Source organism: Streptomyces sp. NPDC058650, from assembly GCF_042717315.1.
Lineage (GTDB): Bacteria > Actinomycetota > Actinomycetes > Streptomycetales > Streptomycetaceae > Streptomyces.
The window spans coordinates 14,089-29,871 of sequence record NZ_JBHXRL010000012.1 but is presented as its reverse complement, the minus strand read 5'-3'; the positions used below and the strand labels follow the sequence as shown (position 1 = coordinate 29,871).

General features: G+C 72.5%; 15 protein-coding genes and 1 tRNA gene. 9 read left to right on the top strand and 7 right to left on the bottom strand.

Annotated features, from left to right (window positions below; translation table 11 throughout):
- The first annotated feature begins 72 nt into the window (after positions 1-72).
- Positions 73-444 carry a hypothetical protein gene (locus tag ACFWWU_RS21945; RefSeq protein WP_384147506.1) on the top strand — a complete coding sequence of 124 codons (372 nt, stop codon included), beginning with the start codon at positions 73-75 and terminating at the stop codon, positions 442-444.
- On the opposite strand, the gene ACFWWU_RS21940 is transcribed toward ACFWWU_RS21945, so the two are convergent.
- Positions 429-923: a DUF3145 domain-containing protein gene (locus tag ACFWWU_RS21940; RefSeq protein WP_384147505.1), complete on the bottom strand. Its 495-nt coding sequence runs from the start codon at positions 921-923 to the stop codon at positions 429-431. The genes ACFWWU_RS21945 and ACFWWU_RS21940 overlap by 16 nt on opposite strands.
- A 258-nt stretch (positions 924-1,181) precedes the next feature.
- On the opposite strand from ACFWWU_RS21940, the gene ACFWWU_RS21935 reads away from it, so the two are divergent.
- Positions 1,182-2,084: an SGNH/GDSL hydrolase family protein gene (locus ACFWWU_RS21935; protein ID WP_384147504.1), complete on the top strand. Its 903-nt coding sequence runs from the start codon at positions 1,182-1,184 to the stop codon at positions 2,082-2,084.
- Positions 2,085-2,141: 57 nt separating this feature from the next.
- Here the strand turns inward: ACFWWU_RS21935 and ACFWWU_RS21930 are convergent, their stop codons facing one another.
- Positions 2,142-4,589: a glycoside hydrolase family 3 protein gene (locus tag ACFWWU_RS21930; protein ID WP_384147503.1), complete on the bottom strand. Its 2,448-nt coding sequence runs from the start codon at positions 4,587-4,589 to the stop codon at positions 2,142-2,144.
- A 141-nt stretch (positions 4,590-4,730) separates the two neighbouring features.
- Here ACFWWU_RS21930 and ACFWWU_RS21925 point away from each other — a divergent pair, with 141 nt between their 5' ends.
- Positions 4,731-5,306 (top strand): TetR/AcrR family transcriptional regulator, encoded by a 576-nt coding sequence (locus ACFWWU_RS21925; protein WP_384147502.1) that lies wholly within the window; start codon positions 4,731-4,733, stop codon positions 5,304-5,306.
- Positions 5,307-5,322: 16 nt separating this feature from the next.
- On the opposite strand, the gene ACFWWU_RS21920 is transcribed toward ACFWWU_RS21925, so the two are convergent.
- Positions 5,323-5,396 (bottom strand) — tRNA-Gln (locus ACFWWU_RS21920).
- Positions 5,397-5,571: 175 nt separating this feature from the next.
- Between ACFWWU_RS21920 and ACFWWU_RS21915 the strand changes: the two genes are divergently transcribed.
- Positions 5,572-6,285: a carbon-nitrogen hydrolase family protein gene (locus ACFWWU_RS21915; RefSeq protein WP_384147501.1), complete on the top strand. Its 714-nt coding sequence runs from the start codon at positions 5,572-5,574 to the stop codon at positions 6,283-6,285.
- 97 nt (positions 6,286-6,382) lie between these two features.
- Here the strand turns inward: ACFWWU_RS21915 and ACFWWU_RS21910 are convergent, their stop codons facing one another.
- The 4 genes from ACFWWU_RS21910 to ACFWWU_RS21895 all read right to left on the bottom strand — a co-directional run bounded on the left by ACFWWU_RS21910 (position 6,383) and on the right by ACFWWU_RS21895 (position 9,641).
- Positions 6,383-7,198, bottom strand: a complete 816-nt coding sequence (locus ACFWWU_RS21910) for a pectate lyase (RefSeq protein WP_384147500.1) — start codon at positions 7,196-7,198, stop codon at positions 6,383-6,385.
- A gap of 12 nt (positions 7,199-7,210) precedes the next feature.
- Positions 7,211-8,050 (bottom strand): EI24 domain-containing protein, encoded by an 840-nt coding sequence (locus tag ACFWWU_RS21905; RefSeq protein ID WP_384147499.1) that lies wholly within the window; start codon positions 8,048-8,050, stop codon positions 7,211-7,213.
- 85 nt (positions 8,051-8,135) lie between these two features.
- Positions 8,136-8,558 carry an organic hydroperoxide resistance protein gene (locus ACFWWU_RS21900; RefSeq protein ID WP_384147498.1) on the bottom strand — a complete coding sequence of 141 codons (423 nt, stop codon included), beginning with the start codon at positions 8,556-8,558 and terminating at the stop codon, positions 8,136-8,138.
- Positions 8,559-8,621: 63 nt separating this feature from the next.
- Positions 8,622-9,641 carry an NADP-dependent oxidoreductase gene (locus ACFWWU_RS21895; RefSeq protein WP_384147497.1) on the bottom strand — a complete coding sequence of 340 codons (1,020 nt, stop codon included), beginning with the start codon at positions 9,639-9,641 and terminating at the stop codon, positions 8,622-8,624.
- Positions 9,642-9,747: 106 nt separating this feature from the next.
- Here ACFWWU_RS21895 and ACFWWU_RS21890 point away from each other — a divergent pair, with 106 nt between their 5' ends.
- The 5 genes from ACFWWU_RS21890 to ACFWWU_RS21870 all read left to right on the top strand — a co-directional run bounded on the left by ACFWWU_RS21890 (position 9,748) and on the right by ACFWWU_RS21870 (position 15,783).
- Positions 9,748-10,188 (top strand): MarR family winged helix-turn-helix transcriptional regulator, encoded by a 441-nt coding sequence (locus ACFWWU_RS21890; protein ID WP_384147496.1) that lies wholly within the window; start codon positions 9,748-9,750, stop codon positions 10,186-10,188.
- Positions 10,189-10,244: 56 nt separating this feature from the next.
- Positions 10,245-11,015: a hypothetical protein gene (locus tag ACFWWU_RS21885; RefSeq protein WP_384147495.1), complete on the top strand. Its 771-nt coding sequence runs from the start codon at positions 10,245-10,247 to the stop codon at positions 11,013-11,015.
- Positions 11,016-11,643: 628 nt separating this feature from the next.
- Positions 11,644-12,705, top strand: a complete 1,062-nt coding sequence (locus ACFWWU_RS21880) for a rod shape-determining protein (RefSeq protein ID WP_384147494.1) — start codon at positions 11,644-11,646, stop codon at positions 12,703-12,705.
- Positions 12,706-12,742: 37 nt separating this feature from the next.
- Complete coding sequence (locus tag ACFWWU_RS21875; protein ID WP_384147493.1) at positions 12,743-14,464, top strand: GAF domain-containing protein; 1,722 nt, start codon at positions 12,743-12,745, stop codon at positions 14,462-14,464.
- Between the two features lie 134 nt (positions 14,465-14,598).
- A complete protein-coding gene (locus ACFWWU_RS21870; RefSeq protein ID WP_384147652.1) occupies positions 14,599-15,783 on the top strand; it encodes a nitrate/nitrite transporter in 1,185 nt (394 codons plus the stop codon).

Genomic DNA, 15,783 nt, shown 5'->3' with positions numbered 1-15,783 from the left:
GTTCCGTACCCATGAAGCTGTGGTTGACGACCACGTGCCCTCCCGCGACGGGGAGCAGCTCGGGGTGGTGTCTTGGCGAGGCTCGGGCGGCCGTCCGGTGCCGCGTCCCGCGGTTCGGCCGCCGGTGCCGACGCGTCCGCCGCTCCCGCCGTCCGCTCCGTCGGCAGGGCCGTGCGGCTCCCGCGCGCCGCGCGGATCGTGACCCCCACGGCCGTGAGGACCAGCGCGCAGACCATCGCCGCCCAGCCCGTCGGCCAGGCGCCGGCGACGACGCCCGCCCCGAGGAGCGCCGCCGCCGCACCGAACGCGGCCCCCGACAGCGCGACGGCGCCCGACGAGGGCCCGCTGTGTTCGGGTGTCACTTCTCTCCCGCCCGGCGTGCCCCCTGCCCGCCCGGGCGGAATCCACAACGCGCGGGTGAAGCCCCGTCAGACGACCTGGTGAAGCCAGCGGACCGGGGCGCCCTCGCCCGCGTACCGGAAGGGCTCCAGTTCGTCGTCCCAGGGCTTGCCGAGGAGTTTGGCGACCTCGGCCTCCAGCTGTGTCTCGCCCTGGAGGGAGCGCGCCAGGGCGGCCCGCAGCCGGTCCTCGGGGATCAGGATGTCGCCGTGCATGCCGGTGACGGCGTGGAAGATCCCCAGGTCGGGGGTGGCGCTGTAGCGCTCGCCCTCGGCGGTGGGGCAGGGTTCCGCGGTCACCTCGAAGCGGAGCATCTGCCAGCCGCGCAGCGCGGAGGCGAGTTTGGAGGCGGTGCCGGTCTGCCCCTTCCAGGAGAACTCGGCTCTCCAGGTGCCGGGGGACGCCGGCTGGCGGATCCAGTCGAGCTGGACCCGCACACCGAGGACACCCGCGACCGCCCATTCGACGTGCGGGCACAGCGCGCGCGGTGCGGAGTGTACGTACAGGACTCCACGTGTCGTCACCGGGACCTCCAGTGTGGGACGAGGGTCGCCTTCCCAGCGGCCTCAGTTAACAGCATCCGGAGCAAAACGTCGCAAACCCTCAAAAAGGGGACAGCATGTGACGTGAGGTAATTTACCGGAGCCCGTCGGCGAAGGCGCCTCTGGTTCGACGGGGGAAAAGCTACCGTGCCGCACCGTCATCGGTGTGACGTACGGTCGGTCCGGGAGCCGGTGAACACGAACCTTTCACCCGCCAGGACGCCGAAGGAGGGGCCGGGGATGCGCGGTCGACGCAGATTCCGTACCGCACGCCGTGTCACTTTCCGTGCCACGGCGGCGCTGTTGTGCGCGGGGGTTCTCTTCGGCTGTACGGCCGAGGGGCCGGACGCGGCGGTCCCGGCTCCGGCGCGGACTCCGAAGCCCACGCCGAGTCCGACGTCCCTGTGGGACGTCTCCCCCGGCTCCGTCGCCGCCGTCGGCGATTCCGTCACCCGCGCCTTCGACGCCTGCGCGGTCCTGGCGGACTGCCCCGAGGTGTCCTGGGCGACCGGGACGGACCGGGCCGTCAACAGCCTGGCGCTGCGGCTGCTCGGGCCGGAGAAGGTGGCCGCCCGCAGCTGGAACCTGGCGCGGACGGGTGCCCGGATGGCGGAGCTGCCGGAGCAGATGGCGGGGGCGGCGGCCGAGAAACCGGAGCTCGTGACGGTGATGATGGGCGCCAACGACGCCTGCCGGCCCACGCCCGAACTCATGACCCCGGTGGCCGACTTCCGCTTCTCCTTCGAGACGGCGATCGCCCGGCTGCGGGCGGGCGCCCCGAAGGCTCAGGTGTACGTGTCGAGCGTGCCGGACCTGAAGCACCTGTGGTCGACGGGGCGGGTCAGCCCGGCGGGTCTGAAGGTGTGGAAGCTGGGGATCTGCGGCTCGATGCTGGCGGACGCGGAGGACCTGGGTCCGGCTGCGGAGCGGCGGCGGACGGCGGTGCGGGAGCGGGTGGTGGCGTACAACAGGGTCCTGGAGGAGGTCTGCGCCGAGGACGAGCGCTGCCGGTACGACGGCGGGGCGGTCTTCGGTTTCCGCTTCGACGGCGGGCAGTTGAGCCCGTGGGACTGGTTCCATCCGAGCAGGGACGGCCAGGCGTGGCTCGCGGAGCTCGCGTACCGGCGGATCACGAAGGGGTGAGAGCCCCGGGACGGTTGTCAGGTTCCGTCCCGGGGCCCGGTCGTGGGGATCGCGCGGTCAGATCTCCAGGGTGGCGGTCAGGCGCGCGTCCGTGAGGGAGTGCGCGGCCACGACCTCGTACGCGCCGGGGACGAGGGCCCAGTCGTTCTTCTCCTCGTCCCAGATCTCGAAGGCGCGGCGGGGCAGCGCGATCTCGGTCTCGACGGTCTCGCCGGGTGCGGCCTCGACGCTCGCGAAGGCGGCCAGCCAGCGCACCGGACGCTCGTGGACGTCGGCGGCGGGCGCCAGGTAGATCTGGACGACCTCGCGGCCGGTGCGGTCGCCGGTGTTGGTGAGCCGGACGGTGACCGCCTCGGGGGCGGCGGTGAGGGAGTCGTACGACCAGGTGGTGTAGCCGAGGCCGTGACCGAAGGCGTACGCGGGGACGGCGCCGGCCTTGTCCCAGGCGCGGTAGCCGATGAAGACGCCCTCGGTGTAGTCGAGTACGCCCTCGGTGGGCGTGACCTCCGTGACGGGGACGTCGGCGAGGACGGCCGGCCAGGTGGTGGGGAGGCGGCCGCCGGGCTCCTCGGCGCCGGTGAGGACGTCGGCGAGGGCGTCGCCGCCTTCCTGGCCGGGGAACCAGCTGAGCAGGATCGCGGCCACGTCCTCGCGCCACGGCATCTCGACCGGGGAGCCGGCGTTGACGACGACGACGGTGTTCGGGTTGGCGGCGGCGACGGCCCGTACGAGCTCGTCCTGGCGGCCGGGGAGGGCGAGGTCCTTGCGGTCGAAGCCCTCGGACTCGACGCGCTCGGTGGTGGCGACGACCACGACGGCGGTCTCGGCGGCGCGGGCGGCCTCGACGGCTTCGGCGATCAGTTCGTCGGGGTCACGGCGCGGACCGAGGTGGACGAAGGAGAACATGACGGCCGGCAGCGGCGCGGCGAACTCCTTGCTCAGGGTGTGGCGCAGGGAGACCTCGACGGTCTCGCCGGCGGTGAGGGCGACCTTGGCGCGCTCGACCGGGGAGCCGAAGAAGGCCTCGAAGGGGTCGCTCTCGGGGCCCATCGCCTGGACGCCGTCGAAGACGGTGACGCCACCGACGGAGAGGGTGAAGGCGCCGAGGCCGCGGGTGCCGAAGGCGTGCTCGCCGGACTCGCGCGGGGTGAAGGTGCCGAGGACCTCGATGGAGGCGAGGGCCTCGTGGGTGACGCCGGCGGGCAGGTCGTCGCCGATCCACTGGACCTGGCCGTTGGGCAGGGAGCCCTCGCCGAGGAGTCGGCCCTCGGCGTCGCGGCAGCGGGCGCGGAGGGTGAAGCCCTGGTCCGCGGGGGCGAGTTCGTCGCTGGGGTCGGCGCCGATGGTGAAGGTGAGCGCGCCGTCGGGCAGGGCGGCGGTGAGGCCGGCGAGCGGGGAGACGATGTGCTCGGGGAAGACCTGGGCGGAGCCGCCGCCGAGGACGCGGGCGTCGCGGGCGGCGGCGCCGGAGAGGGCGACCGGGCCGCTCTTGAGGGGAAGGGCCGCGTTCTCGTTGCGGACGAGGACGAAGCCACGGCGGGCGATCTCGCGGGCGAGGGCGTCGCCGGCGATGGCGGCCGGGTGCTCGATGACGACCGCCGGGGCGCCTTCGAGGGCGCCGACGCGGGCGGCGAGCCGCAGGACGTTGCGTACGGCCGCGTCGACGGTGGACTCCTCGACCTCGCCGGCGCGGACGGCGGCGGCCAGGGCCTCGCCGTAGACGGTGACGGGGCCGGGCATGGCGACGTCGAGGCCGCCCTCGATGTCGCCGGTGGTGGAGCGGGCGGCCATCCAGTCGGAGACGTTGTAGCCGTCGAAGCCCCACTCGCCGCGCAGGACCTCGTTGACGAGGTAGCGGTGTTCGGTCATCGTCACGCCGTTGACCCGGTTGTAGGCGGTCATGATGCCCCAGGGGTGGGCGTTCTTGACGATGGCCTCGAAGGGGGCGAGGTAGACCTCGCGGAGCGGGCGGGCGGCGACCTTGTTGTCGACGGTGAAGCGGTCGGTCTCGGCGTCGTTGGCGACGAAGTGCTTGACCGTGGTGCCGACGCCGCCGTCCTGGACGCCCTGGACGTAGCCGGTGCCGATCTCGCCGGTGAGGTACGGGTCCTCGCTGTACGCCTCGAAGTGGCGGCCGCCGAGCGGTGTGCGGTGCAGGTTGACGGTGGGCGCGAGGAGGACGTGGACGCCCTTGCGGCGGGCCTCCTGCGCGAGGAGGCGGCCGGCGCGGCGGGCGAGCGCGGGGTCCCACGCGGCGGCGAGCGCGGTCGGGGACGGCAGGGCGACGGACGGGTCGTCGGCGGTCCAGCGGACGCCGCGGACGCCGATGGGACCGTCGGACATGACCAGGGAGCTCAGTCCGATCTCCGGCAGCGCGGGCAGGGACCACATGTCCTGGCCGCCGAGCAGCCGGGCCTTGGTGTCCAGGTCGAGCTTGGCGAGCGCCGCTTCGACGGCCGCTTCCCTGGTGGTCTCCGCACTGGTGCCCGTGGTCGTCTGCGCCATGGCCGTACCTCCTCGTTGACGTACCCCGATGCCCCCATCGTGCACCCCCTTACCTGTAGATCGGTAGGTGACGTTACTATTCTGTTATTTTTTGGTGAGGCGGTACGGTCTCGGGAAGACGTCAGGAGAGGGGCCGAGGCGATGGTGCGGGCCAGGAGCGAGGAGCGGCGCGCGGAGATCCTGCGGGCCTCCCTCGAAGTGATCGCCGAGCGCGGCTACCGGGGCGCCACCCTCGGCTCCGTCGCCGAGCGCGTCGGGCTGACCCAGCAGGGGCTGCTGCACTACTTCCCGACGAAGGAGGCGCTGCTCATCGCGGTCCTGGAGGAGCGCGACCGCTGGGACACGAGCGGCGGCCGGGACCGCGAGAACTGGCGGCTCGACCTGATGGAGTCCCTCGTCGAGTACAACGCGATGCGGCCGGGGATCGTGCAGACCTTCTCCGCCCTGCTCGGCGAGAGCGTCACGGACGGGCACCCGGCGCGGGAGTTCTTCACCGAGCGGTACGGGCAGGTGCGGGCCAGCATGGCGGACGTGCTGCGCCTGGAGTTCGGCGAGCGGCTGCCGAGCGGGCTCACCCCCGAGCAGGCGGCGCCGATCCTGACGGCGGTGCTGGACGGGCTCCAGTACCAGTGGCTGCTCGACCCGGCGGCGGTGGACATGCCGGCCGCCTTCCGGGACTTCCTGCGGCTGCTGCGCGGGGACGGCCCCCAGGCCTGACGCGGAGGTCCGGGTGCGGGGCCGACGGGATTCGAACCCGCGGGGTCCGGCCGCCAGGGGGTGCAATGGACCGCGCTCTGCCACGGCCCCACACCCTGCGGGACCGCGCGATCCCGCGAGCACCGGAGTGCAGGGCCTGAACTCCGGTCGCCCACCGGTCCCGACCGTGGCGGCGACGGCCTTCCCGGGGCAGCCGCGGGAGACGGCGGAGGCGCTGCGGGGTCCCGGGGTTCCCGCGCGGCGGGCGGGCGGGATGATGGGGGTCATGATCGTCGCAGCCACGCAGTTCGTCCCGGTCGCCGGGGACATCGACGCCAACGTCCGTACGATCGCCGGGCTCGTCCGGGCCGCCGGGGCCGAGGGGGCCCGGGTGGTCGTCTTCGCCGAGCTCTGTCTGAGCGGGTACGAGCCGTCCCTGATCCGGGACACCCCCGGGCTCGTCCTCACCGAGGACGACCCGCGCCTCGAACCCGTACGGGAGGCCTGCCGGACGGTCTCGGCGGCGGCCGTGGTCAACGGTCCGGTGCGGACGGCCGACGGGCGGACCGGGGTCACCTCGCTGGTGATCGGGCCCGACGGCAGGCTCCTCGCCCGCTACGACAAGCAGCACTTGTACGGGATCGAGGCGGAGGTCTTCGCGCCGGGCGCCGCCGACGGGCGGTTCGCGCTCGACGGGGTCCGGTTCGCCCTGGCCACCTGTTACGACAACCGCTTCCCCGCGCTGGCCGAGCGGGCGGTGGCCGACAACTGCACGGCGTACCTGGCGAGTTCGGTGCTCTCCGCCGACAACGACTCGTTCGAGACGGTGTATCCGGTCCGGGCCCGGGACTTCGGCCTGTACGTGGTCCTCGGCAACGCCCTCGGGGCCAACGAGGACGGGGTGGCCGTCGGCCGGGCCGGGGCCTGGGGCCCGGACGGGAAGCGGCTCGCGGACGCGGGGACGGACGGGCCGGGCTTCGTGCTCGCCGAGGTCGGCTGAGCACGACGCCTTCTACCGTGGCGGGTGGGCCGCGCGGCCCGAGCCGCGCCCGGTCCTCGAAGGCTGAGGCGCCTGAGGACCGGGGCGACTCGCCGGATCAGTCGTAGGAGAGGTCTCCGGCGGCGTAGCGGCAGGTGGTGCCGTCCGGTCCCGTGCCGATCTCCTTCGGCTCCTTGCCGGTGTCGTTGCCGGTGAAGCGGGTGCACGGCTTGATCTTCTTCTTGGCGTCGCCGTGGATCCGGACGTTCCGCAGGCTCGCGGTGTCGCCGTAGTTGGCGTTGACGCCGACGATCGACTTGCCGGGCGTGGTGATGTCGACGTCGTTGATCAGGATCGTGCGGGGGTACTGCTTCTTGCAGTTGCCGCAGGAGCGGACCAGCTTGCCGAAGTCGGAGACCTGGAACTTGTTCACGACCAGCTTGCCCGCGCCGTTGAACTGGAAGACCTTGTCGGACGCGCCCTTCGCGCCGCCGCCGTGGACCGCGTACACCGCCGTCTTCGCGGTGCCCTTGAAGGTGGCGGCGTCCTCGCCGACGTTCTCCCACCAGACGTTCTGGAGGGTGCAGCTGCCGAGGCAGTGGACCCCGTCGGCGGCGGGGGTGCCGATGATCACGTTCTTGAGGGTCGCGCCGTCCTTGAGGACGAAGAGCGGCTGCTGGCTCTCGCTCTGCCCGTCGGAGCCGAGTTCACCGGTGCCGGAGAAGCGCTTGAGCTTGCCGTCGTAGGTGCCCGAGACCTGGATGGTCGTGGCGACCGGCGTACTGCCCTTGGCCTGCGGCCAGGCGGCCGCCGTCGCCGCGCCCGCGGGGGCGAGCAGGGTGGTGGTGACGATTGCCGCGCCGGTGATGCCGAGGGCGCTCAGGCCGCCGACGACCGCGCGGCGGCGGCCCGTCTTCCGCTTGTGTGACGTCATGGGGCTCTTTCCTCAGTGGGGGAGGTGGTGCACCCCCTGGTCGCCACCGGAGGACGGAAGGTTGCCGCGTTCTTGATCGTTTTCCTGGGAATCGCCGTCCCGGCCCTCCCCGGCCGTCTCGCCGCGCAGGTCCCGGACCATCAGGGTGGCTCCGGCGACGGCGCCCGGCATCAGGAACACGGCGAGGAACGGCACCAGGAAGGCGAGGGTCAGCGGCACGCCGAAGCCGAGGGTGGCCATGCGGTGGCCGCGCAGCAGCGCGAGGCTCTCCCTGAGCTCGACGCCGCGGCGCTGGAGGGCGACGGACGTGACCTCATGGGCGAGGAAGAAGCCGGAGACGCAGAAGCCGATGACGGGGACGACGGTCTGGCCGATCACCGGGATGAAACCGCAGGCGAAGAGCAGGATGCCGTAGAAGGCGACCCGCAGCACGACCCGCAGGCTGTCGCGGGCCGAGATCCACAGCTCGCGCCAGAGCGGCAGCCCGGACTCGGGCACGTCGCCGCCCTCGCTTCGGTCGACCTCCTCCGAGAGGGACTCGTAGAAGGGCTGGCCGACGAGGAGGGTCACGGCGGTGAAGGTGATGACCGCGAGGAAGAGCCCGAAGGCGAAGACGAGGCCCGTGAGCGTGCCCCGGAAGATCCCGAGCCAGGGCGAGCTCCAGTCGTCGGCGAACGGCGTCACCCAGGCCGCCAGGTCGTCGGCTCCGTAGCCGAGGCCGACGAGCGCGCCCACGTAGAGCACGAGGGTCACGAGCCCGGGCAACAGCCCGAATCCGAACCACCTTCCGCGCCGGCCGACCCACTTCTGGCCCTGTACCAGGTATCTGAAACCCACCCCGAGATCACGCATGGGAGTCACCCTACTGACGAACGCGGTGAGGGCCGCACCCCGGTCGGTCGGGGTGCGGCCCTCACTCAGTGTGCGGGTCCGAAGCTCAGACGGCGAGCTCTACCGTGATGTTGCCGCGGGTCGCCTTCGAGTACGGGCAGACCTGGTGGGCCTTCTCGATCAGGCTCTTGGCGGTCTCGACGTCCACGTTCGGGATGGTCGCCGAGATCTTGACGATGATGCCGAAGCCGTCGTCGTTCTTGCCGATGCCCACCTCGGCGGTGACCGTCGAGCCCGAGATGTCGGCGTTCTCGTTGCGGGCGACGACGCCCAGCGCACCCTGGAAGCAGGCGCTGTAGCCGGCCGCGAAGAGCTGCTCGGGGTTCGTGCCCGCGCCGGAGCCGCCCATGGCCTTGGGCGGGTTGACGACGACGTCGAGCTGACCGTCGTCGGTGGTGACCCGGCCGTCCCGGCCGTTCTCGGCGGTGGCGACGGCGGTGTAGAGAACGTCGGAGTGCTGAATGGACATGCTGGTCGTTCCTTCGTCAGTTCGCCGCGACTCGCGCCCACGATCGCGACGGCTGAGGGAAGACTAGCGGTTCACCGAAACGATCATCTTTCCGGTGTTGTCCCCGCGCAGCAGTCCGAGGAAGGCGTCCACGCCGTTCTCGATGCCGTCGACGAAGGTCTCGCGGTGCTTCAGCTCGCCGGAGCCGAGCCAGCCGCCGACCTCCTGGACGAACTGGTTCTGCAGGCCGTAGTGGTCGCCGACGAGGACGCCCTGGAGGCGCAGCCGCTTGCCGATGATCATCGCCATGTTGCGCGGGCCCGGGACCGGCTCCGTGTCGTTGTACTGGGCGATCATGCCGCAGATGGTGGCGCGGCCGTGCACGTTGAGCGAGGAGATGGCGGCTTCGAGGTGGTCCCCGCCGACATTGTCGAAGTAGACGTCGATGCCGTCGGGGGCGGCCTCGCGGAGCTGGTCCTTGACCGGGCCGTTCTTGTAGTTGAAGGCCGCGTCGAAACCGAGCTCCTCGACGAGGAACTTCACCTTCTCGTCGGAACCCGCGGAGCCGATGACCCGGGAGGCTCCCTTGAGGCGCGCCATCTGGCCGACCTGGCTGCCGACGGCCCCGGCCGCGCCGGAGACGAAGACGGCGTCGCCCTCCTTGAAGGAGGCGACATCGAAGAGACCCGCGTAGGCCGTGAGGCCGGTCATGCCGAGCACGCCCAGGTAGGCGGAGAGGGGGGCGAGCGCCGGGTCGACCTTGGTCGCGTGCTGCGCGGGGACGTCCGCGTACTCGCGCCAGCCGAGGCCGTGCAGGACGTGGTCGCCGACGGCGAAGCCCTCCGCGTTGGACGCGACGACCTCGCCGACCGCGCCGCCGTCCATGGGGTGGTCGAGCTTGAACGGCGGGATGTACGACTTCACGTCGTTCATCCGGCCGCGCATGTACGGGTCGACGGAGAAGTGCAGGTTGCGCACGAGGATGCGGCCCTCGGCGGGCTCGGCGACCGGGGTCTCGCGCAGGGCGAAGTCCGCGGCGGTGGGCCAGCCGTGCGGACGGTCGACGAGGTGCCACTCACGGCTGGACGCGGGAAGAACGGACATGAGCACGGCCTCCAGATAAAGCTTCAGAACGCAAAAGATTCACTTACTGAAACAACCATGCGCCTTGATATTTCATGTTGTCAAGTATCTGGGTAGGATGAAGCCCATGGCCACCTCACGCACGGACCCCCTGACCCTCGAAGTCGTCGAGCTGATCGGCACGGTCGTGGCGCGCTACTACGAGGAGTACGAGCAGGCGGCCGCTCAGCACTCGCTGACCGGCGCGCAGGCCCGGGTCCTCGGGCTGCTCTCGCTCGACCCGCTGCCGATGCGGCGGATCGCCCAGAAGCTGAAGTGCGAGCCGTCCAACATCACGGGGATAGTCGACCGCCTGGAGGCCCGCGGCCTGGTCGAGCGCCGGCCCGACCCGGACGACCGGCGGGTCAAGCTGGCCGTCCCGACGGACGAGGGCCGGAACACCGCCCGGCGGCTGCGCGAGTCGCTGGACTTCGCCCGCGAGCCCCTCGGTGAACTGACCGAGGTCGAGCGGACCCTCCTGCGGGACCTGCTGAAGCGGATGCTCGGCGAGGACGCGGTCCAGGTCTAGCGCCGGACGGACCCCAGGGGGCTCCGCGCCCTCACACGCACCACCAGAGGAAGCGGGTGCATTCCGGCGTCGGGGTCGGGGTCGGTGTGGCGCTCGGGGGCGCTGTCGCCGTCCTGGACGGTGAGCCGCTCGGGGTGGGTCCGGGGCCCGTGGGCGTCGCCGTCGGCGTGCCCGAGGCGGTCGGCGTGCCGGGCTGTGTGACATCGGGCGTGGCGGACCGGGACGCCGTGCGGGTGGGCGTCGGCGATTCCGCCGGGTCACCCCCGGACCCCTCCCCCGTACCGGAACCCGAGCCCGAGCCCGTACCGGAACCCGAGCCCGAGCCCGAGCCCGTACCGGAGCCGGAACCCGCCCCGGAGCCCGAACCGGAGCCGGAACCCGCGGCCGTACCGGAGCCCGAACCCGTACCGGAGTCGGAGCCCGAACCCGTACCGGAGCCCGTGCCCGACCCCGTGCCCACCTGGTGCTCGCGGGTGGGCGCGTTCTTGCTCGGGGTGTCCGTGACCGGGGACGGGCCGGAGCCGTCCGGCGGCGCGGCGCTCTCGGTCGTCTCGGCAGGGGTGGGCGGCGACGAGGTCTCGATGACCTCCTGCTCCTGCACGGCCGTGGCCGCGCCGCTCGCCTCCGGCTCCTCCAAGGCCAGCTGCACCACGCCCAGCGTCCCGGCCGCGAGGACCAAACCCAGCGTCCCGAGCAGCGCCGTACGCCCCCGGCGCGCCCGCGCCCGCCTGCTCCCGCGTGACGCGGACCGACCCCGCGCGGCGGTACGGGCGGCGCGACGGCCGCCCGTGGCGGGCCGCGGTGGCTCGACGACGTCCAGCTCGTAGACGTACTCGGGCTCGGCGGGCGGAACGGGTACGTGGGGGGTCTCGTACCGCAGTTCCTCGACGGGGGTCCCGCACCCGGCACAGGCGAGGGCCCCGTTGAGATGCCGCCGGCACGCGTGGCAGTAGTCCATGGGGCCCGCAGGCTATGCGGCGCGGTGCGGCGGCAGGTAGGCGCGGAAGTGAGGATCCTGTGAGGAAACCGCAGGTCGTCGGCGGTGCGTCGCGATTCTCCCGCTTCGGTCAGGATCGTCTCGGGCCACGCCGGGGATCCTTCCGGCGCTCGCCCAGCGCTCGTCCGGCGCTCGCCCAGCGCTCGTCCGCACTCGCCCAGCGCTCGCCCAGCGCTCGTCCGGGTGCCCTCCGAGGCCCGTTCGGATGCCTTCCGAGGGCCATCCGGGTGCCTTCCTGAGCCCGTCCGGGTGCCTTCCGCGCCGCGCCGCCGCCACCCCCGCCGCCCCCCGGGTGGCCCCGGGCGGCTCAGCCCAGCGCGCGCCGGGCCCGGGGCGGTCGCACGATGCGAACTAGGACCTGTCCGGGCAGCCCCGGCCGTGATCGACCGGACAGGTCCTGGGACCGCGCAACGCGAAACACCTCGCCCGTGCCAGCACCGCATTCCGGAGGATCCGCCGTGACCGTCAGCCTTGAGCAACTGCGCCGTTGCCATGTCGCCGTCGACCTGGGGGCCGCACGCACCCGGGTCTTCGTCAAGGGCGCCGGACTCGTCGTCGACGAGCCCAGCGTCGCCGCCGTCAACACCCGTACAGGAGCGCTGATCGCCGTCGGCGCGCTGGCGGAGAAGATGACGGGCCGCACTCCCGACTACATCCGGGTCGTCCGCCCCGTCTCCGGCGGCACGGTCGTCGACATCGAGATGGCGCAGCGGATGCTCCGCCACCTGCTCGGCGAGAAGCTGCGCCGCCAGCTCCGCCGCAAGCCGCGGCTGCGCGCGGCGGCCTGCACGCCCCATGACAGCGACCCCCTCGCGCAGCGCGCCGCCGTGGAGACGCTCGTCGGTCTCGGGGCGCGCAGGGTCGAGCTGGTCGACACCCTGATCGCCGCGGCCGTGGGCTGCGGCCTCCCGGTCGAGCAGCCGACCGCGACCATGATCCTGGTGTGCGGCGCGGCGACCACGCAGGTCGCGGTGCTCTCCCTGGGCTCGATCGTCACGGCCGAGCGGATGCCGATCGGCGGCGACGCCATCGACCACGCCGTCATCCAGCACCTGCGCCACCACCACGAGCTGATGCTGCCGAGCCAGTCGGTGCGCCCGCTCCAGCTCGCCCTCAGTGGCAACGGCCTGACGCCGCACGGTCCGGCCTCCACGGAGATCCACGGCCGGGACGTCGCCACGGGCCTGGCCCGCTCGGTGACCGTCGACACCGCCGCCGTACGGGAGGCGATCCACACCCCGCTGACGGCGGTCCTCGACGGCATCGGGAAGGTGTTGCGCGACTGCCCGCCGGATCTGGTGGCCGACCTCGCGGACCGCGGGATCATGATGGTCGGCGGCAGCGCCCTGCTGCCGGGTCTCGACCAGATGCTGCGCGAGGCGACCGGCATGCCGGTGCACATCGCCGAACGGCCCGACGTGTGCGCGGTCCTGGGTCTCGGAGCGATGCTGGAGGGCAAGGTCCAGCCGATGGTCCTCGACCCGCTGTCGGTGCGCGACCCGCTCGCCGACGACGTCTGAGCCCTCGAAATCACCCGATTCGTACGATGATGAGACCATGACGATCATGGACGAAGCCGAGCACGAGGACGTGGACGGTGTGGTCGAGGTCGGTGGGGACGAGGGTCGTGGGGACGAGCGTCGCGGGAACGAGGGTGGCGTGGACGAGGGTGGTGTGGACGAGGACGGCGCCCGCCTGCCCCTGCTGCTCGAAGCGGTCCTCAGTGTCGGTACGGATCTCGAACTCCACGCCACCCTCCAGCACCTCGTGGACTCGGCGACCGAGCTAGCGGGGGCCCGCTACGGAGCGCTCGGGGTCGTCGACCCCGAGCGCAACCGGCTCACCGAGCTCTTCACCTCCGGCATGACCGACGAGGAGCGGCAGCGCGTCGGCCCGCTCCCCGACGGCCACACCGGTCTGCTCGGCGTCCTGCTCCAGGACGCGCAGCCGCTGCGGCTCGACGACCTGACGGCCGATCCGCGCTCGTCCGGAGTCCCCGAGGGCCACCCGAAGACGCGTTCCTTCCTCGGCGTCCCGATCCGGGTCCACACCCAGGTCTTCGGCCATCTGTACCTGACCGAGAAGCGGAAGGGCACCTTCACCGAGGAGGACCTCACCCTCCTCCGGATCCTCGCCTCCCAGGCCGGGATCGCCATCGGCAACGCCCGTCTGTACGAGACGACCCGGCAGCGCGAGCGCTGGATCGAGGGCGCGGCGGCCGTGACCACCGCCCTCCTCACCGGCGAGTCCGCCGAGAACGCCCTGATGACCGTCGCCGAACAGGCCCGGATCCTCGCCGACGCATCGGCCGGTGTGGTCCTCCAGCCCACCCCGGAGGGGGGCATGGAGATCGTCGCCGCCTCCACCAACGACGACCCCGGCGATCTGGTCGGCACGACGATCTCGCCGGGCTCCCCCGTCCTCGTCCAGCTCCTCGGCGGGGAGCCCGTCTTCGTGGAGGACTCGGCGACGGATCCGCGGATGACCACCCATGTCCGGTCCCGTTTCGGCCCGTCGATGATGCTGCCGCTCCAGAGCGGCGGGAAGCTCATCGGCACTCTCGCTCTCCCCCGGCGGCGCGGCGGGCCGCCGTACTCGGCGGTGGACCGCCTGCTGGCCTCGCAGTTCGCCTCGCAGGCGGCGCTCGCGCTGGTCCTCGCGGGCGCCCGGCACGACCGGGAGCGGCTCGCGGTGTACGAGGACCGGGACCGGATCGCGCGGGACCTGCACGACCTGGTCGTCCAGCGGCTGTTCGCCACGGAGATGATGCTGGAGTCGACCCGCCGGCGGGCGCTCGGCGCGTCCGGATCCGGCGGCTCCCGCCACCCGGGTTCCGCCCCCGCCCCCGCCCCCGGCTCCGGCTCCGACTCCGACTCCGGCCCCGACTCCGAATCCGAATCCGAAGAGAGCCTGCTCCTCGGCCGGGCCGTGGACGAGCTGGACTCGACGATCCAGGAGGTCCGGACGACCATCTTCGCGCTCCAGCAGCCCCCGGCGGAAGCGCCGACCTCCTTCCGCGGCCGGGTGCTGCGCGAGACCGGCGGGGCGGCGGCCCTGCTCGGCTTCCAGCCGTCCGTGCACTTCTCGGGCGCGGTCGACACGCTCGTGGAGGACGCGGAGGCCGGGCAGCTCCTCGCCACCCTGCGCGGGGCGCTCGCGGCGGCCCACCGGCGGTCCGGGATCACCGCGATCACGGTCGAGGTGACGGCCGGCGGTGACGGCGTACGGCTCCGCGTCGAGGACGACGGGACCCCGTCGACCACGGTCGCCTGGCCTTAGGGCAGGGCCCGTGGGATGTCCGGGCTGCCCCGTACGGAGCAGCCCGGCGCGCCGCGCCTCCCGTCCGGATCTTGACTGGAGGCGTGGACACCGAGACCAAGACCCCGACCGCGGCGGCCTACCGCAATCTGGCGATGGCCACCATCGGCTTCATGCTCACCTTCTGGGCGTGGGACCTGATCGCGCCCCTGGCCAGCTGGTACGGCGAACGCCTCGAACTCAGCTCCTTCCAGCAGTCACTGCTCGTGGCGGTGCCCGTCCTGGTCGGCTCCGTCGGCCGCGTCCCGGCGGGCGCCCTGACCGACAAGTACGGCGCGAAGCTGATGTTCCCGGTCGTCTCGGCGCTGACGATCATCCCCGTCCTGCTCCTCATCGTGGCCAAGGACAGCTACGGCCTGATGCTGGCCGTCGGCTTCCTCCTCGGCCTGGGCGGCACGACCTTCGCCATCGGCATCCCGCTGGTCAACTCCTGGTTCCCGCCGGCCAAGCGCGGTCTCGCGCTCGGTGTGTTCGGCATGGGCATGGGCGGTGTGGCGCTCTCCGGCTACTTCACGCCCCGGATCGCCAAGCACGGCGAGAACCTCCCCTTCATCGTGGTGGCGATCGCGCTCGCCGTGTACGCGGTGCTGGCCGCGCTCCTCATCACCGACCGCCCCGACCGGCCCGTGCCGACCGCCTCCCTCGCGAAGCGGCTCGGCTCGGCGGGTCGGCTGCGGGTGACGTGGGAGCTGTCCGCGCTGTACGCGATCGGCTTCGGCGGCATCGTCGCCTTCGGCGTCTACCTGCCGACGTACCTGAAGACCTGGTACGAGCTCGACCCGACGGACGCGGGCACCAAGGCCGCCGGTTTCGCCCTGGTCACCGTCGTTTTCCGGCCGATCGGCGGCTGGCTCTCGGACCGGGTGCACCCGGCGGTCGTGACGGCGGTCGCGCTCGGTGTGGTCGCGCTCTTCGCGATCGTCCAGGCCTTCGACCCGCGGCTGAACCCGGGCGGCACGATCGCCCTGCTCGTCATGGCCGCCGGTCTCGGCACGGCGAGCGGGTCCGTCTTCGCCCTGGTCTCCCAGGTCACGCCGCAGGCCCAGGTCGGCAGTGTCACCGGCATCGTCGGCGCGATGGGCGGCCTCGGCGGCTTCGTGCCGCCGCTGGTGATGGGCGCGATCTACAGCGCCAAGGACTCGTACTCGATCGGCTTCATGCTCCTCTCCAACCTGGCGCTCGCGGGCTGTGTGTACGCGTACGGGCGGATGCGCGGGATCCGGCCGGGCGGGGACGAGACGGAGCCCGAGCCGACGAAGATCACAGCCCGGCGGCCCTGA